This is a genomic window from Elizabethkingia miricola, from assembly GCF_001675285.1.
GTDB lineage: Bacteria > Bacteroidota > Bacteroidia > Flavobacteriales > Weeksellaceae > Elizabethkingia > Elizabethkingia miricola.
The window spans coordinates 93046-118407 of record NZ_LSGQ01000005.1; the positions used below are offsets into that span (position 1 = coordinate 93046).

The 25362-nt window shown below is 36.5% G+C and carries 24 protein-coding genes; 17 read left to right on the forward strand and 7 right to left on the reverse strand.

Annotated features, from left to right (window positions below; genetic code table 11):
- Positions 1 to 172: 172 nt before the first annotated feature.
- Positions 173 to 2467, reverse strand: coding sequence for a GH92 family glycosyl hydrolase (locus ATE49_RS07505; protein WP_409360056.1), 2295 nt, complete (start codon positions 2465 to 2467; stop codon positions 173 to 175).
- Positions 2468 to 2596: 129 nt separating this feature from the next.
- Between ATE49_RS07505 and ATE49_RS07510 the strand changes: the two genes are divergently transcribed.
- Positions 2597 to 3478, forward strand: a complete 882-nt coding sequence (locus tag ATE49_RS07510; protein ID WP_059156477.1) for an SDR family oxidoreductase — start codon at positions 2597 to 2599, stop codon at positions 3476 to 3478.
- Positions 3479 to 3551: 73 nt separating this feature from the next.
- Here the strand turns inward: ATE49_RS07510 and ATE49_RS07515 are convergent, their stop codons facing one another.
- Complete coding sequence (locus ATE49_RS07515; RefSeq protein ID WP_065081668.1) at positions 3552 to 4583, reverse strand: zinc metalloprotease; 1032 nt, start codon at positions 4581 to 4583, stop codon at positions 3552 to 3554.
- A 548-nt stretch (positions 4584 to 5131) separates the two neighbouring features.
- On the opposite strand from ATE49_RS07515, the gene ATE49_RS07520 reads away from it, so the two are divergent.
- From ATE49_RS07520 to ATE49_RS07530, 3 genes are all read left to right on the forward strand, one after another.
- Positions 5132 to 7270 (forward strand): alpha-N-acetylglucosaminidase, encoded by a 2139-nt coding sequence (locus tag ATE49_RS07520; protein WP_065081669.1) that lies wholly within the window; start codon positions 5132 to 5134, stop codon positions 7268 to 7270.
- Between the two features lie 88 nt (positions 7271 to 7358).
- Positions 7359 to 9296, forward strand: coding sequence for a M1 family metallopeptidase (locus ATE49_RS07525; RefSeq protein ID WP_065081670.1), 1938 nt, complete (start codon positions 7359 to 7361; stop codon positions 9294 to 9296).
- Positions 9297 to 9342: 46 nt separating this feature from the next.
- The gene (locus tag ATE49_RS07530) at positions 9343 to 10176 is read left to right on the forward strand and encodes an endonuclease/exonuclease/phosphatase family protein (RefSeq protein ID WP_065081671.1); all 834 of its coding nucleotides are present in this window, start codon (positions 9343 to 9345) and stop codon (positions 10174 to 10176) included.
- A gap of 47 nt (positions 10177 to 10223) precedes the next feature.
- Here the strand turns inward: ATE49_RS07530 and ATE49_RS20550 are convergent, their stop codons facing one another.
- From ATE49_RS20550 to clpB, 5 genes are all read right to left on the reverse strand, one after another.
- The gene (locus ATE49_RS20550) at positions 10224 to 10424 is read right to left on the reverse strand and encodes a hypothetical protein (protein WP_234108087.1); all 201 of its coding nucleotides are present in this window, start codon (positions 10422 to 10424) and stop codon (positions 10224 to 10226) included.
- 10 nt (positions 10425 to 10434) lie between these two features.
- Positions 10435 to 10581, reverse strand: a complete 147-nt coding sequence (locus ATE49_RS20555) for a hypothetical protein (RefSeq protein ID WP_234108086.1) — start codon at positions 10579 to 10581, stop codon at positions 10435 to 10437.
- Positions 10582 to 10598: 17 nt separating this feature from the next.
- Positions 10599 to 10778 carry a hypothetical protein gene (locus ATE49_RS20000; RefSeq protein ID WP_078674701.1) on the reverse strand — a complete coding sequence of 60 codons (180 nt, stop codon included), beginning with the start codon at positions 10776 to 10778 and terminating at the stop codon, positions 10599 to 10601.
- A 211-nt stretch (positions 10779 to 10989) separates the two neighbouring features.
- Positions 10990 to 11169 carry a hypothetical protein gene (locus ATE49_RS07540; RefSeq protein ID WP_059156471.1) on the reverse strand — a complete coding sequence of 60 codons (180 nt, stop codon included), beginning with the start codon at positions 11167 to 11169 and terminating at the stop codon, positions 10990 to 10992.
- A 177-nt stretch (positions 11170 to 11346) separates the two neighbouring features.
- Positions 11347 to 13941, reverse strand: coding sequence for an ATP-dependent chaperone ClpB (clpB, locus tag ATE49_RS07545; RefSeq protein ID WP_059156470.1), 2595 nt, complete (start codon positions 13939 to 13941; stop codon positions 11347 to 11349).
- Positions 13942 to 14249: 308 nt separating this feature from the next.
- Here clpB and ATE49_RS07550 point away from each other — a divergent pair, with 308 nt between their 5' ends.
- From ATE49_RS07550 to ATE49_RS07610, 13 genes are all read left to right on the forward strand, one after another.
- Positions 14250 to 15392: an ABC transporter ATP-binding protein gene (locus tag ATE49_RS07550; protein ID WP_081278429.1), complete on the forward strand. Its 1143-nt coding sequence runs from the start codon at positions 14250 to 14252 to the stop codon at positions 15390 to 15392.
- A gap of 5 nt (positions 15393 to 15397) precedes the next feature.
- A complete protein-coding gene (locus ATE49_RS07555) occupies positions 15398 to 16798 on the forward strand; it encodes a hypothetical protein (RefSeq protein ID WP_065081673.1) in 1401 nt (466 codons plus the stop codon).
- Between the two features lie 31 nt (positions 16799 to 16829).
- Positions 16830 to 17408, forward strand: coding sequence for a TetR/AcrR family transcriptional regulator (locus ATE49_RS07560; RefSeq protein WP_059156467.1), 579 nt, complete (start codon positions 16830 to 16832; stop codon positions 17406 to 17408).
- Between the two features lie 71 nt (positions 17409 to 17479).
- Positions 17480 to 18799 carry a phenylacetate--CoA ligase family protein gene (locus tag ATE49_RS07565; protein ID WP_065081674.1) on the forward strand — a complete coding sequence of 440 codons (1320 nt, stop codon included), beginning with the start codon at positions 17480 to 17482 and terminating at the stop codon, positions 18797 to 18799.
- Entirely contained in the window at positions 18796 to 19881 is a 1086-nt protein-coding gene (locus ATE49_RS07570) for a 2Fe-2S iron-sulfur cluster-binding protein (RefSeq protein ID WP_059346013.1), read from the forward strand. The genes ATE49_RS07565 and ATE49_RS07570 overlap by 4 nt, the downstream gene beginning before the upstream one ends.
- A gap of 115 nt (positions 19882 to 19996) precedes the next feature.
- The gene (locus ATE49_RS07575; RefSeq protein WP_034870702.1) at positions 19997 to 20254 is read left to right on the forward strand and encodes a hypothetical protein; all 258 of its coding nucleotides are present in this window, start codon (positions 19997 to 19999) and stop codon (positions 20252 to 20254) included.
- Between the two features lie 152 nt (positions 20255 to 20406).
- Positions 20407 to 20790, forward strand: a complete 384-nt coding sequence (locus ATE49_RS07580) for a GxxExxY protein (RefSeq protein ID WP_065081675.1) — start codon at positions 20407 to 20409, stop codon at positions 20788 to 20790.
- A gap of 89 nt (positions 20791 to 20879) precedes the next feature.
- Positions 20880 to 21821, forward strand: a complete 942-nt coding sequence (paaA, locus tag ATE49_RS07585) for a 1,2-phenylacetyl-CoA epoxidase subunit PaaA (RefSeq protein ID WP_065081676.1) — start codon at positions 20880 to 20882, stop codon at positions 21819 to 21821.
- Positions 21822 to 21955: 134 nt separating this feature from the next.
- A complete protein-coding gene (paaB, locus tag ATE49_RS07590; RefSeq protein ID WP_034870705.1) occupies positions 21956 to 22237 on the forward strand; it encodes a 1,2-phenylacetyl-CoA epoxidase subunit PaaB in 282 nt (93 codons plus the stop codon).
- 71 nt (positions 22238 to 22308) lie between these two features.
- Positions 22309 to 23058 carry a 1,2-phenylacetyl-CoA epoxidase subunit PaaC gene (paaC, locus tag ATE49_RS07595; RefSeq protein WP_065081677.1) on the forward strand — a complete coding sequence of 250 codons (750 nt, stop codon included), beginning with the start codon at positions 22309 to 22311 and terminating at the stop codon, positions 23056 to 23058.
- A 54-nt stretch (positions 23059 to 23112) separates the two neighbouring features.
- Positions 23113 to 23871, forward strand: a complete 759-nt coding sequence (locus tag ATE49_RS07600; RefSeq protein WP_260255889.1) for an alpha/beta hydrolase — start codon at positions 23113 to 23115, stop codon at positions 23869 to 23871.
- A gap of 4 nt (positions 23872 to 23875) precedes the next feature.
- Positions 23876 to 24340: a 1,2-phenylacetyl-CoA epoxidase subunit PaaD gene (paaD, locus tag ATE49_RS07605; protein ID WP_065081679.1), complete on the forward strand. Its 465-nt coding sequence runs from the start codon at positions 23876 to 23878 to the stop codon at positions 24338 to 24340.
- 182 nt (positions 24341 to 24522) lie between these two features.
- Positions 24523 to 25326 carry an enoyl-CoA hydratase/isomerase family protein gene (locus tag ATE49_RS07610; RefSeq protein ID WP_059156461.1) on the forward strand — a complete coding sequence of 268 codons (804 nt, stop codon included), beginning with the start codon at positions 24523 to 24525 and terminating at the stop codon, positions 25324 to 25326.
- Positions 25327 to 25362 lie beyond the last annotated feature (36 nt).

Sequence of the window (25362 nt, forward strand, 5' to 3'; positions counted from 1 at the left end):
CATTTTTTTGTTTTCCTAACTACAAAAGTGAAAAAGCTTTTAGGACTAAACTAAGAACCTGCTTGAGCTTTATTAAATCTTTTATAGTTAGCTCATAAGTGTCAGGATGAGCTGAGTTTATCGTTAGCTTAGTCTATGGTGAGCCTGACGAACCCTTTTTTTCTGCTGAAAGCTATTTCTTTGGTTTATTGCTCATGTAGAAAACGATCTTTCCGCCATTCATAATATCTGAATGTTTTAGGGTGAAGCTTTTAATCTCTTTCCCGTTGAGAAGGATTTTTTGTACATAGACATTTTCGGGACTCTGATTAATGGCTTCAATTTCAAAATTCTTTCCGTTTTCCAATGTAAGAACGGCATTGTTTATAGCCGGACTTCCGATAGCATAATCTTCTGATCCGGGTGCTACAGGATAAAAACCTAGAGAACTTAGTATATACCAGGCGCTCATTTGACCGGTATCATCATTTCCACCTAATCCGTCGGGAGTGGACTTGTACTGCATTTCTAAGATATGACGTACCTGCTTTTGAGTTTTCCACGGCTGTCCGGTCCAATTATAGAAATAGGCAACATGATGTGCCGGTTCATTACCATGAACATAGCCGCCTATAATCCCTTCACGTGTTATATCTTCGGTATCTGCAAAAAACTCATCCGGAAGATGCATGGAAAATAGCTTGTCCAATTTGGAGGCAAATTTTTGTTTTCCACCCATTTGCTGGATTAATCCTTCCGGGTTATGAGGAACAAAAAAGCTATAGTTCCAGGAATTGCCTTCTATAAAGCCTTGTCCGTGCGTACTCAGCAGGTCAAATTCTTTTTTAAAGCTGCCGTCTGCCAAACGGGGGCGCATAAAGCCTGTAGTCTTATCAAAGTTATTTCTCCAGTTTTCAGAACGCTTTATAAACTGATTGTAGATTTCAGTCTCACCCAGGTGTTTTGCCAGTTGAGCAATTGCCCAGTCATCATAAGCATATTCTAATGTATTGGAAACTGAAGTTCCGTTTTTTTCTGCCGGGATATAGCCTTTGTCTATATAATCTCCAATTCCTTCGTAATTACGTTTGTTTGCAGTTGCTACACATGCCATAAGGGCTGCTTTTGCATCACCGGTATAATTTCCTTTTATAATGGCATCGGCCACAACACTTACACTGTGATAACCACTCATGCACCAATTTTCATTGGCATAATGCGACCATATTGGGAGCATTTTTAGAGATGACTGCTCATAATGTGCCATCATCGATTTTACCATATCAGCATTTCTCTTAGGCTGAATAATATTGAAATATGGATGCAGTGCTCTGTAGGTATCCCATAGAGAGAAAGTAGTGTAATTAGTAAAACCTTCTGCTTTATGGATATTCTGATCAAGACCTTTGTATTCCCCGTTAATATCCATATAAATAGTCGGATTGATAAAAGTGTGATACATGGCTGTATAGAAATTGACTTTTTGGTCTTCCGTACCTTTTATTACGATTTTATTCAATTCTTTATTCCAGTCTTCCTGAGCTTTGGCTTTAACCTGTTCAAAAGATAAACTGCCTGTCTCTTTTTCCAGATTTTCCATTGCATTTGCCTGACTTACTGGCGATATAGCAAATTGTACTTCTATAGCCTCATTTTCCTGAGTGTCGAAATCAAAATACATGCGTATTTGCTTACCTGCAATTTCCGGAAAGTTTTTATTCTGATCGAATTTTCTCCAAAAGCCGTTATATACTCTTTTGCCATCATAATTTTTTTGTCCATAAGACTTGAAAGGCTTAGAGAATTTCATAGCAAAATAAACTGTTCGGGTGCGTGCCCAGCCATTGGTTTGGCGATAACCTGTAATTGTCTTATCGTCGCTTACACGAACATAGGTCCATACATTTTTATCATTATAGTTATAAATTCCGGCCATAAGATCCAGAATAATATGTGCCTGATCGGATTTTGGAAAAGTATAACGATGTACACCTACTCTTGTCGTTGCAGTTAGTTCAGCCAGAATATTATAATCCTGAAGCTTTACTTTATAGTAACCCGCTTCAGATATCTCATCGTTATGAGAGAAGCGCGAACGATAACCACTTTCAGGGTTTGATGCCGTTCCGGGGTTTAGTTTTAGTTGTCCGGTTGTTGGCATAATGAGGAAATCTCCTAAATCAGAATGTCCTGTCCCGCTGAAGTGCGTGTGACTGAATCCCGTAATCGTTTTATCTTCATACCGGTAACCTGCACAGTATTTATAAACATCACCATTGTATTTTCCATTAAGTTCATAGGATATAGTATCTGTTTCCGGGCTTAGTTGTACTGCTCCAAACGGAACCGTAGCGCCGGGAAAAGTATGCCCCATTTTTTCGGTGCCAATTAATGGATGGACATAAGGAGTAAGTTTTTGTAATTGTTGTGCACTGATGCAGAAATAAGTCAGAAAAGACAGAAGGAATGTAAATTTAGTTTTTCGCACTGGTTAATGATTTTCAATACATAAAAGTAAATAAAACTCCCGAAGTATTATTTATAACATGGTGTTAAAATAATCCGGGTATATTTTCCCTTTGAATAATTTAGTATTTTTAACCAAAAAGAAAAGAACATGAGTACATATACACAGTCAATGCTGAAAGATGATGCATTGAAAGATAAGGTTATTATAGTAACAGGAGGCGGAAGTGGTTTGGGAAAGGCTATGACAAAATATTTTCTTCAACTGGGAGCAAAGGTTGTCATAACATCCAGAAATCTGGAAAAACTTCAGAGTACCGCTAAAGAATTAGAAGCAGAAACCGGCGGAACAGTATTTTGCGTTTCCTGCGATGTCCGGAACTGGGATGAGGTAGAAGCAATGAAAGAAGCTACACTGAAAGAATTCGGAAAGATTGATGTCTTATTGAATAATGCGGCGGGGAATTTTATTTCTCCAACCGAAAGGTTAACGCATTCTGCATTTGATTCTGTTCTGGATATTGTACTGAAAGGAACTAAAAACTGTACGCTTTCTGTCGGAAAACATTGGATAGATTCAAAAACACCGGGTACTGTTCTGAATATTGTAACAACATATTCGTGGACAGGATCTGCTTATGTGGTACCATCTGCATGTGCAAAAGCAGGTGTTTTGGCTATGACGAGAAGTCTTGCTGTAGAATGGGCAAAATATGGAATTCGTTTCAATGCAATTGCTCCGGGGCCATTCCCTACAAAGGGAGCATGGGAAAGATTATTGCCGGGAGATCTTGTAGAGAAATTTGATATGACCAAAAAAGTTCCGCTAAGAAGAGTAGGAGACCATCAGGAATTAGCAAATCTTGCAGCTTATCTGGTTTCCGATTTCTCAGCATATATTAACGGGGAAGTTGTTACAATAGATGGAGGTGAGTGGTTGCAGGGAGCTGGTGAGTTCAATATGCTCGAAGCTATTCCACAGGAAATGTGGGATCAGCTGGAAGCAATGATAAAAGCAAAAAAATCGAGCTAACCTTTTCGGGTTAGAAAAAATAAAATCGGGATTGTAAAATCCCGATTTTTTTATGAAGCCGTGTTATATTTTTTTAAGATCTTAAACCTGCTCTAGGCCCGTTAGATGCTGTAGTTGCCTGCATACGTGCTTTTTGGTTTGCAGAGAACATGTAAAGTGAAGCATCGTTAGAGTAGTCCATATAGTTCATAAACATTAATGAACGTTTTACACCACCACATGTTCCGTATTTTGGATATACAGGATCTCCAGTGCTTGCACTTGGTTGTACCGGAGTATCATCACAGTAGTCAGTAGCACATCCGGAACCGTCACCCCAGATATGTCTTAGGTTAAGATAATGTCCGATTTCGTGTGTCGCAGTTCTTCCAAGGTTGAATGGAGCGCTGGCACCAGTTTTACCTACGTATCTGCGGCCTAGTACAACACCGTCATTCCATAAACCAGCAGATTCCGGGAATGTAGCGTAACCCAAGATTTCTCCACCTGAAGAAGGCATTGTGTTTACAACCCAAAAATTAAGATTTTTAGAAGGATCGGTTGCGTCAATACCACCTGTAGATGCTTTTTTCATTGCATCATTGGTATAGCTCCAACTTGTTTTAGAGTTTTGTTTTCTGTTAACAGCAGCTAATTTGAATTTTACTTTTACATCACCTGCTTTCACGGGAACGAATTCTGTTGGAACTTTGCTAATATCCGAATTTGTACCTGAATAGTCTTTATTCAGAATATCAATTTGCTCCTGTAAAATAGCGTCAGAAAGATTATCTGCCGCAGTATTATAAATAACATTGAAAACTACAGGTATTTCAACTGTTCCATCCGGAAGGACAGCCATGCCTCCAAGCTGTCTGCTTGTGCTGGCCTGTTTTTCGAAATTTGCTGACATAGCTTCGATGCTGTTATAACGACGAAGTGCACTAGCATCTGTTTGTAGCAAGTTTTGTCTGATTTCTTCTGACGGACAAAGTCTTGCGGTTGCATCTGTAGATGCGTTAAGAGTTGTTTGGTTCTGAGAGTTTGCCGGCATCTCAGTTTCAGGGTCATTTTTACAGGAAGCAAGCATAACTAGTGCTGTCATTCCTAAGAATAATTTCTTCATAATAAAATTTGATTGATTTAGTCTAGCGAATATATAGAAATTTCAATACAATGTCATAAAAAATGTTATTTACTGTATAATTGTTTTAAAATATCAATGTATGTGTGTAGATTATTTATACTATTCTTTGTTTTTATGGTATTATTGTATTTCTTGATAAAAATAAATTTGAACATAAATTATCTGAAATTTAACAGAAAAAAAGTAGATAAATTATCTGATATTTTTTTTCAATCGCTTTTACATTTCTAAATAGCTAAAAAATATCGGTTATGAATAAATAGCGATACACAGACATTTTACATGTAGTTAAGGGTCTGATTAAATTTCTTATAGTTGATACTCTTCGACAGGCTCAGAGTGACATTGCTCATTCGAAATATCTTTTTTTTCTAGAGATGTCAGGCTGAGCTAAGTTTATAGAGAGCCTGATGAACTATCGAAGCCTAACTTTTTGATAAAAATTTAAATAAGCTCTAAAAATGTTAGTAAGTTTATTTTGAACAAGTTTGTTTATTTTTGATAACCATAAAAACTTAATAACCAATATGAAATATCTTTTAACTGTACTCGTTTTCGTGCTGAATATTTGCCAGCTGTGTTTGGCTCAGGATTTTAAATCTGTGAATAATCTTGCACAAAGGCAATTTCCCTGGCTTGCTGGTAGGTTAGTTCTAAAGTCTATTCCAAAAGAAAAGGATGCAGATGTTTTTACCTTAATAACCCGAAATAATCAATTATATATTTCTGCATCGTCAGCCAGCGCAGCATCCAGAGGACTGGATTGGTATGTGAAGCATTATGCGCATCAGGGTATTTCTCACTTTGGAAATAATATCCGGAATATAAATAAGCTTCCGGTAGTTAGTCCTTTACTGAAAAAGACTTCTTTGGTTCCGTATCGTTATGCCCTGAATTATTGTACCATTAACTATTCTTTCAGCTTTTATACCTGGGAGGATTGGGAAAAGGAATTGGACTGGATGGCTCTGAATGGAGTCAATATAATGCTGGCACCTGTGGGGACAGAGTTGGTTTGGTATAATACCTTACTAAAGCTAGGCTATACAGATGCCGAAGCAAAAGTTTTTATTCCGGGTCCGGCCTTCACGGCATGGTGGCTTATGGGGAATCTTGAAGGTTGGGGCGGTCCTGTAAGTATGGGTATGATGAAGCAGCAAGCCGAACTTCAGAGAAAGATACTGAAAAGAATGAAAGAATTGGGAATCGAACCTGTATTACAAGGATTCTATGGTATGGTTCCACACGATCTGAAGAATAAAATAAACGAGGCGAAAGTAATAGAGCAGGGGAAGTGGGCTGGAGGATTTCAGCGTCCCGGGATTTTAGACCCTACAACCAAACTGTTTTCTAAAATTGCAGATACCTATTATACTGAAATGAAAAACCTGTATGGAGAAGATATTCATTATTTCGGAGGGGAGCCATTTCATGAAGGAGGAAAAACCAATGGACTGGATCTGAGAAATGTAGCGGAAAGTATTCAGTCCTCTATGCAGAAAAACTACCCTAACAGTACTTGGGTTCTGCAAGGTTGGCAGCAAAATCCATCAGATGGTTTGTTAGCGGGACTGAAAAAAGAAAATATACTTATTATTGAGCTCTTTGGAGAAAATACAGCTAATTGGGAAAAGAGAAAAGGATATGGCGGAGCCAGTTTTATCTGGTCTAATGTGAGTAATTTCGGAGAGAAAAACGGATTGTATGGCAAATTACAGCGTTTTCTGGATGAGGTTTTCAGAGCTAAAGAAAGTGTCTATGGTGCAAATTTGAAAGGAATCGGAATTATCCCTGAAGGTATTTTTAATAATCCTGTAGCATACGATCTTATGCTGGATATAGCATGGTATAATGAGAAGCCTGCCCTCGACCAATGGCTTACTGAATATACCAAATATAGATATGGGAAAGAAAATAAGGATGTAATACAGGCGTGGAAAGAATTTGCACAGACCATCTATAGCAGTCCCGATGTTTATCAGGAAGGTCCTTCGGAAAGTATTTACTGTGCAAGGCCTTCTCTGAATGTTAATCCGGTATCTTCATGGGGTACACGCAAGCGGAATTATGACCAAAGCCGATTTAAAGAAGCTGTGAAGGTCTTTGTAAAGGCCGACGCTGATTTTAAAGATTCGGAAACTTACCAGACAGATAAAACAGATTTTTTGCGACAGGTATGGGCTAATAAAGGAGATACTGTTTATGATGAGCTGATAAAAGCGATTAATGAAAAAAGGACCACAGAAATTCAGAAATCAGGAAATCAGTTTCTGGAGATGATTTCTACTCAGGATATACTTTTGGGAAATAATGTGCATTTTACTTTAAACAGGTGGCTGAAAGAGGCGGAAAGCTTCGGGAAAAAGCTTCCGGATGCTCAAAATGTAATGTTTAATGCCAAGTCCCAGCTTACTTATTGGGGACCGGATAATAATCCTAAAACAGATCTGAGAGATTATGCTCATAAAGAATGGAATGGCCTATTGAGTTCCTTATACTACAATAGGTGGAAAGTATTTATAGAACAGGCTCAATCAGGTATAATTACAGATCCTGCAGTTTTTTATAATATGGAGGTTGAATGGTCTAAAGGAAAAAACATATATACTCCGGATAAAATAAGTACATCCCAGATGAAATTATTACAGGAGAAAATTCTGAAATAAGGAATTAATGGTTTTTATATTTTATTTAATTCTTTTTAAAATTTGTTGTAACAGAATAACTTCCATAATTTTAGAGGAAAATTAATATATGAAAATAAATATTGTTAAGATCTTTACAATTTCAGCGTATTTCTTAGCTGTATCAAACCTGAGTGCTCAACAAGCTTCTAATTATGATTATAAAGAGGCTTTTAAAGAGCCTTTCTATACCTATAATGGTAATGAGTTTCGTTCAGCAAGTGGCCAGCCGGGCACAAGATATTGGCAAAACCACGCTAACTATGTTTTAAATATAACTTTAGATGATGCTCAGAATCTTTTTACAGGAAGTGCTGAGGTTCAGTATACCAATAACAGTCCGGATGAATTGAAATTTATTTGGTTTCAGCTCGATCAGAATTTATTCAAAAAAGAATCCCGCGGAAGTGCAATGATTCCGCTTAACAATTCAAGATATGGTTCAAGTAACTCAGATTTTGAAGGCGGTTATACTATAAAGTCTGTAAAAGTAGATGGTAAAGAAGTAAAATATACCATTACAGATACCAGAATGCAGGTAGACTTACCTAAAGAACTTAAATCTAACGGAGGTTCTGTAAAGGTTAAGATCGATTATTCTTTTGTTTCTCCGGAAGATGGGGCAGACAGAATGGGCTATCTGAAAACAAAGAATGGCAAGATTTATACAATGGCACAATGGTATCCGCGTGTTGAGGTATATGATGATATTAAAGGCTGGAATACAGTTCCATATTTAGGACCTTCAGAGTTTTATCTGGAATATGGGGATTTTGATGTTAGCATCACGGCACCAAATAATTTTTATGTTGTTGCTTCCGGAGAACTGCAGAATCCCAAAGATGTATATTCCTCCCAGCAGCTGAAAAAATGGGACGATGCCAAAAACAGTGAAAAAGCTGTAGTAATTCGTTCGGCTTCAGAGGTAGGAGAAAATGCGGCTAAGAGCGGAAATAAAACCTGGAAATTTAAGATGAAACAAAGCCGTGACTTTGCTTTTGCAGCATCCCCGGCATTTATTTTAGATGCGGCAAGAATTAATCTTCCTTCTGGTAAAAAGTCACTGGCTATTTCTGCGTATCCGGTGGAAAGCGACGGACAGGGAGCATGGAGCAGGTCTACAGAATACACAAAAGCTTCTATCGAACATTATTCTAAGCAATGGTTCGAATATCCTTATCCAAATGCAGTGAATGTTGCTGGTATAACAAACGGTATGGAATATCCGGGGATTGTGTTCTGTAAATACACATCTAAGGGTGCCGGACTATGGGGTGTAACTGACCATGAATTTGGACATACATGGTTCCCGATGATTGTAGGATCTAATGAAAGAAAGCATGCTTGGATGGATGAGGGGTTCAATACATTTATCAATGGTATTTCTACAGAGGCTTTCAATAATGGAGAATACTATAGAAAAGGTTCTTCACGCGGTATGACGGGATATCTGTTCAGTGATAAACTGGAGCCTGTAGATACACCACCGGATGCTATGAGAGAATCCAGTATTGGTGCTTTAGCTTATTATAAGCCAGGGACAGCACTCAAGATTTTACGTAATAATGTTATTGGCAAAGAGAGATTTGATAAAGCTTTCAGGGAATATATTAACCGTTGGGCTTACAAACACCCGGTTCCGGACGATTTCTTCCGTACTATAGAGAATGTAGCGGGAGAAGACTTAGGTTGGTTCTGGAGAAGCTGGATTCAAAATAACTGGAAACTGGATCAGGCGATCTCAAGTGTTAAATATGTTGATAATAGCTATACTAAAGGTGCTGTAATAACTATCCAGAATCTGGAGAAAATACCAATGCCTGTAGATTTGAGAATTCAGTTTAAAGACGGAAGCCAGCAGGATATGTCTTTACCTGTAGAGATCTGGAGAAGAAATTCAGAATGGACATTTAAAGTTCCGACGACAAAAGAAATACAGACTGTGATTATTGATCCGGATGGAAACTTCCCGGACATCAATCCTTCTAATAATGTTTGGAAGGGGTAAGTCAGTAAAGAATCAACAGAATTAAAGATTTACGAAAGAGAGATAAATGAAGAATATTTTTTTAGGTTTAGCGCTTGGATTCTCCTTGTCAGTTTTTGGGCAGGAGCTAAAAGTAATGAGTTTCAATATACGGATGTCTACAGATTCGGATAAAGATAATTCGTGGAAGAATCGTAAAGATGAAGCCTTGCAACTTATGGATTATTATCATCCTGCAATTTTAGGGGTTCAGGAAGCCTTACCGGAACAGATGAAGGATATTAAAAATGGATTGGCTGGCTATGATTATATAGGTGTTGGCCGTGATGATGGTAAAGATAAAGGCGAGTTTTCTGCAATTTTTTATGATACTCAAAAACTTAAAAAACTTCAGGGAAGTACTTTCTGGTTATCGGAAACTCCGGACAAGCCTTCTAAAGGTTGGGATGCTGCACTAAACAGAATATGTACCTATGCACTGTTTCAGGATCTGAAAACCCAAAAGAAATTCTGGGCTTTCAATCTGCATTTTGATCATATCGGAAACGAGGCCAGAAAACAGTCTTCAAGATTGATTCTGAAGAAAATGAAAGAGCTGAATAAGGAAAATTATCCTGTGGTACTTTCCGGAGACTTTAACCTTACAGAAGAAACAGAACCACTGAAGATTATTGCTGGTGAAATGAAAGACTCTTTTTACAATAGCGAAAAAAAGCAATATGGCCCGAAAGGAACATTTCAGGACTTTAATATAAATGTTCCGGCCAAAGACCGGATCGATTATATTTTTGTAAAGGGCTTCAGAGTTTTATCACAAAGGCATATCAATGACAGAAGAGAAAATCTGCTTTATCCCTCAGATCACTTTCCGGTACTTGCGGAATTAAAGTTTGAAAAATAAAAGAAACGCTGCCATTGGCAGCGTTTTTTATAAAATAGAATTTGTGTTTAACATTGATTTAAGCGTAAAGGAACACATTCATTGTTTGAATTGCAGCAGGTTCTGGCCGGGCAAACTTTATCATCGATAATGTGTCCGTCATCATCTGCTATAATCATGCAAACCTGATAGCCTGGTGTTGGACCAGATCCTCCAATAATTTCCTTTAATACACTCCTTTTTAATGGATTTAATAATTTTTCTTTCATATCCGAAATATTAAATACACATATACTTTCTTGGGTCTCTGCAAATATTGCCGGTACTGCAGCATAGTCCCCTAGGACAAGACATATCTTCCTGGCATTCTGTAATGGCAGCTCCACCGCTAATTTGCTTTAAACTTTTTCTTACTAATTTTTTCATGATGGGTTTATTTTAGATTATTCAATGGGTGTTGGCCAGCATTCTGATTGTGCACATCCAAGGCTAAATTCGGTGCATGTGGTTCCTGGAACGCAATTGGTCTGTACATTGCCGAACATATCTGTAATCGTTGTACATCTGCAGTCTTTTTTACCTCCTAAAATTGTTTTTAAAGAGCTTCTTATTAACTTTTTCATAATAGGTTGTTTTTAGATTATTCGATTGGAGCTGGTTGACATTCTTGTTGAAAACATGCAATACTTATTTGTGTACAAGTGTCGGTAACACAATCTCCACTTGTTGATCCGTCAGGGTAAGTAAATCTGATGCATCTGCAATCTAGCTTACCTCCTAAAATTGTTTTTAAGGAATTTCTTACTAACTTTTTCATGATAGGTTAATTTTAGATTATTCGATTGGTGTTGGCCAGCAGTCTCTTTGTCCACAATGAAAACTTATTTGTGTACAGAATTCGGTTGCACAGTTATCACCACTTGTTGAACCGTCTTGATAAATAACTCTTTGGCAATAGCAGTCTAATTTTCCTCCTGAAATAGCTTTCAGTGAATTTCTTTTTAATTTTTTCATAATTAAATATTTGGTTGTTATTTGATGAAATGCTAATATAGTAAAAATATGATATTTATCATGTTTATGTGTTTAAAGTTTTTATTGTTAAGTGTTTAATAGATAAAAGATTACGCCGCAAGCAATGCCTGCGGCGTAATCCGATAAATAAAATATGATATATGAAAAAATGTTTTTTTACTGGTCGGTTGGTCTGAATACCAATCCGCTTTCTTCGAAGTAGTCTAATGTAATTCTGTCGCCGTCATTAACATTTCCTGCAAGGATCTCTTTGGAAAGTTTATTCAATACCTCCTGCTGGATTACTCTTTTTAAAGGTCTTGCACCGAATGCAGGATCATAGCCTTTGTTCATTAAGTAATCAACCGCATCCTGAGTTGCTGTCATAATGATATTGCGTTTTGCTAACATTTCATTGAATCCTCTTAACTGATATTGTACAATTTTTCCGATCTCTTTTTTGCTTAAAGGCTGGAATAATACTACTTCATCAATTCTGTTCAGGAATTCCGGACGAAGACTTTGTTTTAGAAGATCAAAAACTTCATCTTTTGTTTTCTCAATGACCTCTTCGTGATTTTCATCAGTAAGGTTTTCAAAATTCTCCTGAATCAGATGAGATCCAAGGTTGGAAGTCATAATGATAATTGAGTTTTTGAAGTTTACCACACGTCCTTTATTATCTGTTAAACGCCCGTCATCTAGCACCTGTAATAAGGTGTTGAAAACATCCGGATGCGCTTTTTCAATTTCATCCAAAAGAACAACAGAATAAGGTCTTCTTCTTACAGCTTCCGTTAATTGTCCGCCTTCATCATAACCTACATACCCCGGAGGCGCTCCTACTAATCTGGAAACACTATGACGTTCCTGATATTCACTCATATCGATTCTGGTCATATTGTTTTCATCATCGAAAAGGAATTCAGCTAAAGCTTTTGCAAGTTCCGTTTTACCAACACCAGTCGTTCCCAGGAATAAGAATGAGCCAATAGGTTTTTTCTCATCACTCAGCCCGGCACGATTTCTTCTGATAGCGTCTGCAACAGCCTGAATAGCTTCTTCCTGTCCAACAACTCTTTTATGGAGTTCATCTTCCAGATGAAGTAACTTTTCTCTTTCGGATTGGATTAGCTTGGTTACAGGTATACCTGTCCATTTAGCAATAACTTCCGAAATATTTTCTGCAGTAACTTCTTCTTTTATCAGTTCGTTCTGATGGTTTTGCATTTCAAGCTCTACTTTGCTTAGCTCTTCTTCTTTTTCACGAAGTTTTCCGTATTGGATCTCAGCTACTTTTGCATAATCACCTGTTCTGGAAGCTCTTTCAGCTTCTAATTTCAGTGATTCAATATCTTTTTTGATCTGAGTTAAGTCCTCAGATTTCTGTTTTTCTTTTAGCCATTTAGCATTTATTGTATTACGCTCTTCATTTATTCTGGACAAATCTTCTTTCAGATGATCTATTTTTACCTGATTTCCTTCTCTGGAAATAGCCGCCAGTTCAATTTCCATCTGCATTATTTTCCGATCCAGAACGTCTAATTCTTCCGGCTTGGAATTGATTTCCATTCTTAGTTTGGCAGAAGCTTCATCAATAAGGTCAATAGCCTTATCCGGTAAGAAACGGTCGGAGATATATCTTTGCGACATTTCTACTGCAGCAATAATAGCTTCATCTTTTATTCTCACCTTGTGGTGGGCTTCATACTTGTCTTTGATACCACGAAGAATAGAAATTGCAGATTCAGTATCCGGTTCTTCCACCATTACCTTCTGGAAACGGCGCTCCAAAGCTTTATCTTTTTCGAAGTATTTCTGATATTCACTCAGTGTAGTTGCGCCTATAGCTCTAAGCTCTCCTCTTGCCAATGCAGGCTTTAAGATATTAGCCGCATCCATTGCGCCTTCTCCGCCACCTGCTCCTACAAGGGTATGGATCTCGTCAATGAAAAGGATAATTTGTCCGTCAGATTTTATAACTTCATTTACAACAGACTTTAAACGTTCTTCAAATTCACCTTTGTATTTTGCTCCGGCAATTAACGCCCCCATATCCAATGAATATAAAGTTTTATCCATCAGATTTTCCGGTACATCTCCAGAGATTATTCTGTGTGCTATACCTTCAGCAATTGCTGTTTTACCTACACCAGGTTCTCCAATCAGGATCGGGTTGTTTTTGGTTCTTCTTGATAAGATCTGAAGAACCCTTCTTATTTCTTCATCACGTCCGATAACCGGATCTAATTTGCCTTCAGCAGCTAATTCATTAAAATTCTTAGCGTATTTGTTTAATGATTGATAGGTTTCTTCTGAACTTGCAGAAGTCGCTTTACTGCCTTTTCTAAGTTCATTAATTGCTCCTTCCAATAGTTTGCGGGTAACCCCCATATCTTTTAGCATTTGAGAAACCGGTGAATTGGTTTCAATTAATGCTAACCATAGATGTTCGATGGTTACGAACTCATCGCCCATTTTCTTTGCAATATTAGGAGCATCCAACAAAACTTTGTTAGCTGTTTGGGAAAGATAAATATTTCCGCCCTGTACTTTTGGAAGGCTTTCTATGCTTTCACGGTTTCTTTCCCTTACTAAAGCAGCGTCTGCTTCAGATTTTTTTAAAAGGAAAGGTGATATATTTTCATCTACCTGAAAAATGCCTTCAAGTAAATGTTGAGGTTCAATACTTTGGTTGCCAAATTCCATAGCTGTCTGTTGCGCAGCCTGAATGGCTTCTTGTGATTTTACAGTATATTGGTTTAAATTCATATTTGATATTTTTTGTAATTTTTTAAGCTTTCTAAGTTTTGAAATTTGAGATTTGGCTCTCCCGAATCATTTCAGCTAGGTCTGAAGTTTTAATCCGTATTATACCAAATCTCAGATTTCGGTTTAATCATTTAATTCTGGTGTTTTGTACTCAAAATGTGTTCTATTTTGATTTATTCCTAAAATTAGGACAAATTTTCCGGTTGTAAATTTCGAAAATGTTAATTTTGAGCCAAATTTTCCGAATTTGTGATGGAATTAATTTTATTATATGCCATAAAATTTGTTATTTACAAACCAGAAATAAAATGATGAAAACACAAAACTTAGTTTTTGAAGAAATACGAGAATTAATTCTTTTTAAAGATCTGGATAGGGCTGTAAAAAGAATTATAGATCTTACCCTGGATACCGAAAATCTCCGATTTTATAATGATACAAACAGTTTTTTGGACTGGTTGGATTCAAAACCTTCTGAAGAAGTAATTATAGAAAAGCTAAATGTTTTACTGCAAAAGCTTCATGAAGAATTATCCGGAAAACCTGTTACAGAACCTCAAACCGTAATCTCCGTAAAGGGACTTACTAAGAAATACGGGGCAGGATTTACGCTGGGACCTATTGATCTGGAGGTAAAATCCGGGGAGATTATAGGACTGGTAGGAGAAAATGGAAATGGTAAAACAACATTACTGCGAAGCCTATGCGGAGATCTGAAGCCGACTTCTGGTAGTATTAAATATAACTTTCTGTGTAAGGACGATTATGATCTGAGAACAAAACTGGTTTATATTCCGCAGAGAACAGATACCTGGAGAGGAAGTATGTATGAGAATCTTGTTTTTACAGCAGCTAATTATGGTTATAAACCTGAAGAAAACAAGGTTGTAGTAGATTTGATTATTACAAGGCTGGGGTTACGGCCTTTCCGGAAGCACTCATGGAACAGCCTTTCTTCCGGCTATAAAATGAGATTTGAATTGGCAAGAATGCTGTTGAGAAAGCCTAAAATTCTTTTGATTGATGAGCCTTTGGCTAACCTTGATATTCTTGCACAGCAAACCATTCTGGATGACTTCCGGAATATTGCAGGCTCACCTTATCGCCCTATTGCAATAGTACTGAGCTCCCAGCAATTATATGAAGTTGAAAAAACTTCTCAACAGGTTGTGTTCCTTAAAAATGGATCTCAAAGAAATCTGAAGTCTCAGGAGGCTGAAGAAGTACAGTTTATTGTTGAATTTGAAACTGACGATACATTGAGTAATCTGAAAGAAAAGTTATCTTCCATCTCTTTAGTTTCATTAGAGCAAAACGGAGGAACATTTGTAGCACATTTTCCGATGCATACTACAGTAGAAATCTTCCTTGAAACTGTATTGAAAGAAAATATTCAACTGGTATACTTCCGTAATATTACCCATTCAACCCGTCGTTTCTTCATTAAATAAAAGCCATGTTAGATAAAATACAAACTAAACTACTGTTAAAATATCCACTATTGTGGAATACGAAATTGATTCCGATGCTTATATTGGGCGTTGTAATCAATGCTATTTATTTTTTAATAGGCTATATGACAGGAACCGTAGATTTTACGGAAATCTATCAGTATAGTGATGATGTAACATTTTTTACTTTTTCTATAATTATTTCCATTCTGGCACTTATTGTATGGCTGGTATTCTATTTTAGAAATAATAGTTTTAAAGCTTTTTATCCAAAAAGTAATAATGCCTTATTCTACGAATGGATTCACACTTTCATTATAGTCTTATCACTCTCTTCTTTTTATTTCTTTTTCCAATGGGGAAAAGTAAGTCATCAGAGATCTTATTATAGCTATCAGGATATTGTTACGAAAGGAAATCTGATTACTCAGATGGATTATTTTATCGATGCTCCGTTTGCTGAAGGAGAACTGGATTCATTACAAATGGGTTTGCAAAAAGATGGTACCCGTATTAAAGAAAATGGTTACTTCTATAAAGATTCAGTTACAATCCTGGGGAAGAAATATCACAAAAATGCATTAATCAACAGAGAAGTTCAGGATAGGTATTATGATAAATTTACATCCATAAATCCGGAACCAAATGATGCCATTATGAAAAAAAATCTGGCAGACAGAAATGAAGCGGAGATCAAAAAGAAGTTTCAGAATTATTTTGCGCTGGTAAAATCGGTGAAGTTAAAAACCAATCTTACACCGGAACGCTTACTTGCTCTCAACTATCATCCGGAAAGTGGCTATATGGATTATCAGCTTATCAATCCCATGTATCCGAGAGATATGGAGTCTGCTGTAAGAAATGCCACCGGTGAGAAAAGCTATTCTAATTTTTATGTTGAGCAGGCTTTACTGAAAAGTAACTTTGCAACTTTAAAAGAGGCACACAGCAGGCCTATTATAGAAAAAGAGTTGGTTATTTTTATTTTCTATTTTTCACTCGTACTATCATTTCTGATTTTTGCTTTCAGAACTACATCAGGAAGAAGTTGGCTTATAGCATTAGTCTCTTTGGGAATATTGAATATTGTTTACGGACTGTTTAATGCCATTACAGGAGGAGAAACTTATATGATCATGATGCTGCTCACTTTTGGAGTTATTGTAGCCTATCTGTGTTCAGTATTTATTAATAGTAAAGTGAAAGCACATTCAGGGATATTTGTTTGCATGTTCTTATTTACTTTTATGTGGTTTGTTCCGGCTTTTTGCTTTTTAGCAGATCAGAAAGATTGGTTTGAAATAGATAAAACAGCAATGTTTGGTTATAATTTTATATTGGTAGTAATCTCCTTTTTCTTCCTTTCGAAATACATAAAAAGGTGGAGAGCATTGCCCGAACAATAGTTAGTTAGTATTTTTGCAAAAAAACTAATCAATGCAGCTGAAAAAAAAGCAAATTGAAATACTAGAAGTAGCCATAGAACTTTTCAAAGAAAAAGGTTATGTTGGCGCATCTATGCGTGATCTGGCTGCCAGTCTTAATATAAAGGCAGCCTCACTTTACGCACATATTCGTTCAAAAGATGAATTACTGGAATGGATATGCTTTAGCATTGCAGGAAGATTTTTCGAAGGACTAAATGAAGTAAAGAATGCAAAACTTCCGGCTAAAGAACGTTTGAATCTATTTATTGAAAAACATATTTCTATTGTCCTGGAAAATCCGGATGTTACCCACATTTATTCTAACGAGTGGAAGCATTTGGAAGAGAGGCTTTCTGAGTTTGTAGAACTCCGGAAGCAATATCAAAGAGAAGTGGAAAAACTTATAACGGAAATTTATCAGGAAGAAAACTGGGAGCTTAAATCTCCGACATTTACCACTAAATTTATTCTTCATACACTAAATAATTCCTATTTCTGGTTCAAAAGAAATATAGAATCTACATCCGAAATTACCGATGAAATCAGGGATAAAATACTTTATGGTCTTCTGGGGAATTTAAAAACATGATGGAAGTCATAAAAAATTTGTCAGAACGAAAATTCTTTTTATTTTTACAACTAACGAATGTTAGTTAGATTATGTATTTTTCAGTTGAACATTTAGAATTAGACCAATTGCGGAAACTTCAGTCAGACAGATTGAAGAACCTTGTTAGTTACCTTGGGGAGAGATCTGAATTTTATAAACGAAAATTTAGTGAATCCGGATTATTCCCTCAGGATATAAAGTCAATTGAAGATATTTCAAAACTTCCTATAACTTATAAACAAGATTTAAGAGATAGTTATCCATTCGGATTATTTACTGTTCCCAAAAGCCAATTACAGAGGATTCATTGCTCAAGCGGAACAACAGGCAAACCAACTGTTGTAGGCTACACAAAAGAAGATGTGGATCTTTTTAGTGAGGTAGTTGCCAGGTCACTGAATGCTGCGGGAGCAAAACGGGGAATGCTGCTGCATAATGCCTACGGTTACGGAATTTTTACTGGAGGTTTAGGGCTGCATTATGGTGCCGAAAAACTGGGGATGAGTGTTCTTCCTATTTCAGGCGGAATGACAGTAAGACAGGTGGATCTGATTATGGATTTTAAACCTGAAGTCATTTGCTGTTCACCATCTTATGCGCTTACAATTGCAGATGAATTAGCTAACAGAGGAATTCCTGCAGAAGATATAAGCTTGAAGTATGCTGTACTAGGTTCTGAACCCTGGACAGAAATTATCAGAGGTCATATTGAAAAAAGACTGGGTCTCCACGCAACTAATATTTATGGGTTAAGCGAAATTATAGGTCCCGGAGTTTCTATGGAAGATTGGGAGGAAAAAGGAGGCTCTTATATCTGGGAAGATCATTTTTATCCTGAAATATTGGATCCTGTAACGAAGCTGCCTGTTCCGTACGGTGAAGAGGGAGTTTTGGTCATTACGACTTTAACCAAAAAAGCAATGCCGCTTTTGCGCTACTGGACCAATGATATTACAAGTCTCTATTACGATACCAGTGCAAAACGGACAATGGTGAAGATGAAACCTATAGTAGGAAGGGCCGACGATATGCTGATTGTAAGAGGTGTGAATGTATACCCAAGCCAGATAGAAGATGCATTTTCTGGTATCAAGGGAGTTGTTCCCAATTATTATCTTACACCCATTGAAAAAGAACATATGTGTGTAGCCCTTGAAGTAGATGTAGAAATAAATGATGAACTAATCAGGGCACAACAATTTGAAATAAACAGTAACGACTATACCAACTTTATCCACAATTTTGCTGAAAGTGTGGAAGGGGAAATAAAAAGAAGGGTAGGAATAACAACAAAAGTAAAAATCCATGCACAGGATTCACTCCCAAAATGTGAAGGTGGAAAAATAAACAGAATACTTAAGAGAAAATGAACTCATTTTATAAATTAAAAACCGTAAAGGTTCAGAAGGATACACAGGATGCGGTGAATGTAGCGGTTGAAATTCCGGAGGAACTGAAAGATAAATTCAGGTTCAGGCAGGGACAATATCTTAACTTCAGGATGATGATCGATGGTAATGAGGAGCGCCGTTCTTATTCCATTTGTAACGCTCCTAGCGAGAAAGGGAATATATTGGAAGTGTTGGTAAAGCTTTTAGAAGGCGGTAAAGTTTCAGGATATTTCAACGAGCATCTTCATATGGATGAAATGCTGGAAGTGATGCCACCAATGGGCGGGTTTAATACAACCTATCACCCCAGCAATACCAAAACCTATATTGGTCTGGCAGCAGGAAGCGGAATAAGTCCTGTATTGTCCAATCTTAAGGAAAGTCTTTATCAGGAACCTAATAGTAATGCTTATTTGTTTTACAGCAACAGAAGCATGGCTCATGTGATGAAGAAAGCTGAACTGGATAAATTAGAAAAAGACTTTGGCGGAAGATTGAAAGTAATCTATTTGGTAAGCAGAGAGAAACATGAAGATCCGGTTTTTGAAGGAAGAATATCGGCTGAAAAACTAGAGCAGCTTTTTGAAAGATATTCTGATATTAATGTTCCGGAGGCTACATATTTTATTTGTGGTCCTGCTGATATGATTAAAGGTATTTCTGACTATCTGAAAAAGGAAAAGAAAGTTCCTGCAATTCAGGTTTTGTATGAATACTTCACCGCACCGGATGAAGAGAATTCGGAGGAAATGAGTGAAGAGTTTAAAGCTATTGCTAATCTGGAAAGCATGGTAACGGTAATTATTGATGATGATGAATATTCTTTCCACCTTAACTCGAAAAAAGAAAGCATTCTGGATAAGGCTTTGAAAGAGCAACTGCCAGTACCGTTTGCCTGTAAAGGAGGTGTATGCTGTACCTGCAAGGCCCAGGTATTGGAAGGTGAAGTTTTTATGGAAAAGAACTTTGCATTGACAGAAGATGAGGTAGAAAGAGGATTTGTACTGACATGCCAGTGTCATCCCACTACCAACGTATTGATGCTGAATTACGACGTTTAAATTTATATTGATTATAAATAATGATTTTTGGCGGTTAAAAACTGTTAATTGTACTTGAAAACCAGTGGTTTATTGTTAAATTGGTAAAGAAGTATAATCGCTAAATTTAAAAGTCATGACTAACTGGAAATTCGCAAAAGCATTAGATGAAAATGAAGAATATAAAATTAATGGACTGAACATCTGGAGCTTTTACTGGAACTGTGTTAATAAAAAAGTGGAAGTAAAAGGACCTTATGAAGGACATGTTTACTATTTCAAGGAATATGTGATTGAGGATAAAGGTAAAAAAGTAAATTTTGTGGCCGGAGAATTTTCCAACTCTAAGGTAGGAATCTACCTGAAAGATGATTTAAGTGATGGCCATTTATAACTAATTGCCAACATAATACTAATTAGTGCCATTGTGTTAAAAATATAGATACAGAAGGGTAATTTTTATAAACACAAAGACACAAATTATATTTTAAATAAATACGCTTTTTAAGACACAAGAAAATCAAAGATTTTCAAAATTCAAAATATATGACAGAGAATGAATTGTCGAGAATTGTATTTGATTTAGGCCTGAAAATCCATAAAAAATTAGGAGCAGGTTTATTCGAAAGTGTCTATGAAGAATGTATGTATTATGAACTTAAAAATTTTGGGTTAGAAGTTGAAAAGCAAAAGTATCTGCCAATTGTTTATGAAACTCTCATTATAGAAAATGCTTTCAGGGTTGATTTAATAGTTGAGAATAAATTGATTCTGGAGATAAAAACTGTAGATTTTATAAATGATATTCATAAGGCTCAGATTTTAACCTACTTAAAAATGACAGGATTAAAATTAGGATTACTGCTGAATTTTAGGACAGATGTTTTTAAAGATGGTGTTAAGAGAGTTATAAACGGGAAGATATCTTAGTATAAATATATTGCGAAGCAATCAGTGCCTTAAAAACATTAGTAAGGATAAAAGATTAATTAGTGCCATTGTGTTAAAAAATATAAATAATGGATTTAGAAAAGTTTGTACAATACGTACATGAAGAAAATAAAGTAGAACCAAAAGATATAATGCCTGATGATTACAGGAAGTTACTGGTTCGTCAGATTTCTCAGCATGCACATTCCGAGATTGTGGGAATGCTTCCGGAAGCCAACTGGATCTCCAGAGCACCATCATTGAGAAGGAAAATGGCATTACTGGCAAAAGTTCAGGATGAGGCAGGGCATGGCTTATATCTTTATGCAGCTACGGAAACATTGGGGAACGGAACTATAAGATCCGACAGGGATGCTACATATGATGATATGTTGTCCGGGAAGGCAAAGTATTCCAGTATCTTTAATTATCCTACACTAAGCTGGGCAGATATAGGTGCGATAGGCTGGCTTGTAGACGGAGCAGCGATTATGAACCAGGTAATGCTGATGGGTAATTCTTATGGGCCGTATTCCAGAGCAATGGTAAGAATCTGCAAAGAAGAATCTTTTCACCAAAGACAAGGTTATGAAATCCTAATGGCACTTTGTCGTGGAACAAAGCAGCAGAAAGAAATGGCTCAGGCAGCATTAAACCGTTTCTGGTGGCCTGCATTAATGATGTTTGGTCCAAATGATGAACATTCTCCAAACTCTAAATTATCAATGAATTACAGAGTAAAACGTGAGAGTAATGACAGTCTTCGTCAGAGATTTATAGATGTTACCGTTCCGCAGGCCGAATTTTTAGGGCTAACCATTCCGGATAAAGATTTAAAATGGAATGAAGAAAAAGGGCACTACGACTTTGGAGAGCTTCCATGGAACGAATTTATGGAAGTATTAAAAGGTAATGGACCTTGTAATAAAAAGAGATTACAGACTAAAGTAAAAGCTCAACAGGAAAACCTTTGGGTAAAAGAAGCAGCTGCAGCTTTTGCCGAAAAACAACAAGAAGAAGTAATAAAATAATGTAACAATATACCAATGTAAAAATGTAACAATCAATTGTCATTCTGAGCATAAACTGAAGGTTTACGAACGTAGTTCATGAAGAATATCATTGGTAAATTGGTACATTGATACATTGTTAAATTAATTTGACTATGGCAAATTTAGATATGTGGGAAGTTTTTATTCAGACAAAACCGGGCTTATCCCACAAGCATGCAGGAACAGTACAGGCACCCACAGCAGAGATGGCATTACAAAATGCCAGAGATGTTTATACAAGAAGAAAAGAAGGAACCTGTGTATGGGTAGTGCCGAGTAAATATATAGTAAGCTCCGAAGGAGTAGATCAGGAAGCATTCTTTGATCCTGCGGATGATAAGCTATACCGCCATCCGACTTTCTATGAAATCCCTAATGATGTAAAAAATATGTAAATTATAGAAGTGAGAAGTTAGATTATAGAATTTAGTCTGATTTCTAACCTCTAGTTTCTAAATTCTATACAATGAATCCATTATATAACTACTTATTAAAACTGGCAGATGATAGCTTTATCATGGGGCAGAGGCTTGCAGAATGGTGTGGTGAAGGACCATACTTGGAAGAAGATATTGCTTTAACCAATATTGCTTTGGATGAATTAGGGCAGGCCAATAATTTTTACCAGTATGCATCACGTCTGAGTGATGATGGAAAAAGTGAAGATGATATAGCTTTCCTGAGATATGAACATGAATATGTAAATGCACATTGGACGGAGCTACCTAACGAGGACTATGCACAAACTATTCTTAAAGTATATGTTTTTTCTATCTATCAGAAATTGATGTACGAGGCTTTATCCACATCAGCAGATGAAGAACTGTCTGCGGTTGCACAGAAATCTCTGAAGGAGGTTAGATATCACTATACCCATACTTCTTCATGGATGCGGATTTTTGCTCAGGGAACAGAAGAAAGCCGCAAGCGCCTTATAAATGCTATTGAGAATATTTGGGAATATACCAAAGGCTTATTTGCACATGTAGAAGGGGAAGAAGATTTGATCGCTTTAAATATAGCTCCAAATACAGATGAACTTTACCAACAATTTATAGCAATTACAAAAAAGGACTTCCAGGATTTCGGGTTAGAATATCCGGAGAATCCTTTTATGCAGCTTAAATCCAGAACAGGATACCATACAGAATACTTTGGCTATATCCTTTGTGAATTACAATATATGCAAAGAGCCTATCCTAGTTGTACATGGTAAAGGACAATGAAGGTATTTCTGAAAATAATTATATTTTTTCTGATAGTATATTTAGTGCTATGTGCAGCAGCGTACTATTATCAGGAGAAAATAATATTTCATCCGGAAAAACTGCCAGAGAACTATACTTATAATTTCGAAGGCAATGCAGAAGAAATACCGATTGTAACAAAAGACAATAAAAAGCTAAGCTCTGTATTATTCAGAGTTCCGGACTCCAAAGGTGTTATTTTTTACCTTCATGGCAATGGTGGCTCAATAAAAGGCTGGGGCGAAGTAGCTAAACTTTATAACAGTATGAATTATGATGTTTTCATATTGGATTACAGAGGCTATGGGAAAAGTGAAGGAAGCATAGAAAGTAAAGATCAGCTATTTTCGGATGTAGAAGTAGCATATAAAGAAATAGAAAAAAGGTATCCTGAAAATAAAATTATTATCCTGGGATATTCTGTAGGAACCGGATTAGCAGCAAAACTAGCTTCGGTTAGTAATGCTCGTTTATTAATCTTGCAGGCACCCTACTATAGTCTGAGGGATGAGATGAAACAACAGTTTTCGTTCCTTCCCGGATTTTTACTAAAATATAATTTTGAAACCTATCAATATCTGAAAACTGTGAAATCTCCGGTTATTATATTTCATGGTAATGCAGATGAGGTAATTAATTATAATGCTTCTTTGAGGCTGAAAAATAATTTCAAAAAAGGAGATAGCCTGATTGTATTGAATAATCAGGGACATAATGGAATGACAGATAATGGGGATTATCAAAAAGCAATGGCAAAAGTCCTTGACTTTGATAAAAAATAAGAAAATGAATGAACTTTTAGACATATTAAAAACAATTCCAGATCCTGAAATTCCGGTAATCGATATTGTGGAACTGGGTATTGTAAGAGAAGCAAAGATGCTTGGTGTAAGTACTTGTGAAGTAACTATTACACCTACTTATTCTGCCTGTCCGGCTATGTTCACTATTGAAGAAGATATTACCAAGGTAATGAAGGAGAACGGCTGGGATGCAAAAGTGGTAACCAAAATGTTCCCAATCTGGACGACTGATTGGTTAACTGATGAAGCCAGAGAGAAATTAAGAGCCTACGGAATTACACCTCCTGAAAGAGGAGCAGACGAACATCATATCGGAAAACCTAAGAAATGTCCACGTTGTGGATCTATGCATACCAAACAGATCAGCAGATTTGGATCTACTTTGTGTAAAGCATCTTATCAATGTTTAGATTGTCTGGAACCCTTTGATTATTTTAAATGCCATTGATACAAATTAATGTAACAATGTGGCAATGTAACAGTTTATCAATATAGAAACGTAACAATGAATCAGTTTACTAATAGAATTTACGGATATGCGGAGCATAGCAATGTTATTGTCAGATTGCTGTAGTATTAGATTGTTACATTAATTTAGATTGTTATATTGGTACACTAAAAAAATATTTTATGGAATATACTCAAATTGATATTGAATCAAAATTAGAAGGAAAACTAAAAATAGCTTATCTCAACCAACCTGAAAGTTATAATTCACTTAACAAAAAAATGTTGAGTGAAATTCGCCATTTTATGGAAGAATGTGATAAAGACGAAAAGGTGCGATGTATTGCTGTTTCCGGAAGAGGAAAAGCTTTTTGTTCCGGTCAGAATCTTAAGGAAGCTTTGGCTTTGGGCAAAGATGCTGAGGAAGAGAGAATCATACAGCGTATGGTTATCGACTACTATAATCCAATGGTGAAATCTATTGTAAAAAATTCAAAGCCTGTTATTGCATTGGTTAATGGCCCTGCGGTAGGAGCAGGTGCTATGCTGGGGCTTATCTGTGATTTTACACTGGCTACAGAAAGTTCTTATTTTTCACAGGCATTTGTGAATATCGGACTGATTCCGGATACTGCAGGAACTTATTATTTGCCAAAACTATTGGGCAGACAGTTGGCCAGCTATTTAGCATTTACCGGAAAGAAACTTTCATCGGCCGAAGCGAAACAGTTGGGATTAATAGCTGATGTCTTCAAAGATGAAGAGTTTGAGGCAAAAGCGGGTGAAGTTTTAGCTCAGATATCTAATCTGCCGACAAAAGCAATTGGTTTAACCAAAAAAGCTTTTAATAATTCTTATACCAATACATTGAGTGAGCAGTTGGATTTGGAAGGCATTTACCAACAAGATGCTGCTGAAACTGAAGACTTCAAAGAAGGTGTAAGAGCATTTTTAGAGAAAAGACAACCGGATTATAAAGGAAAATAAAATATACAGAACTATGTAAAATGTACAGCGCATAAA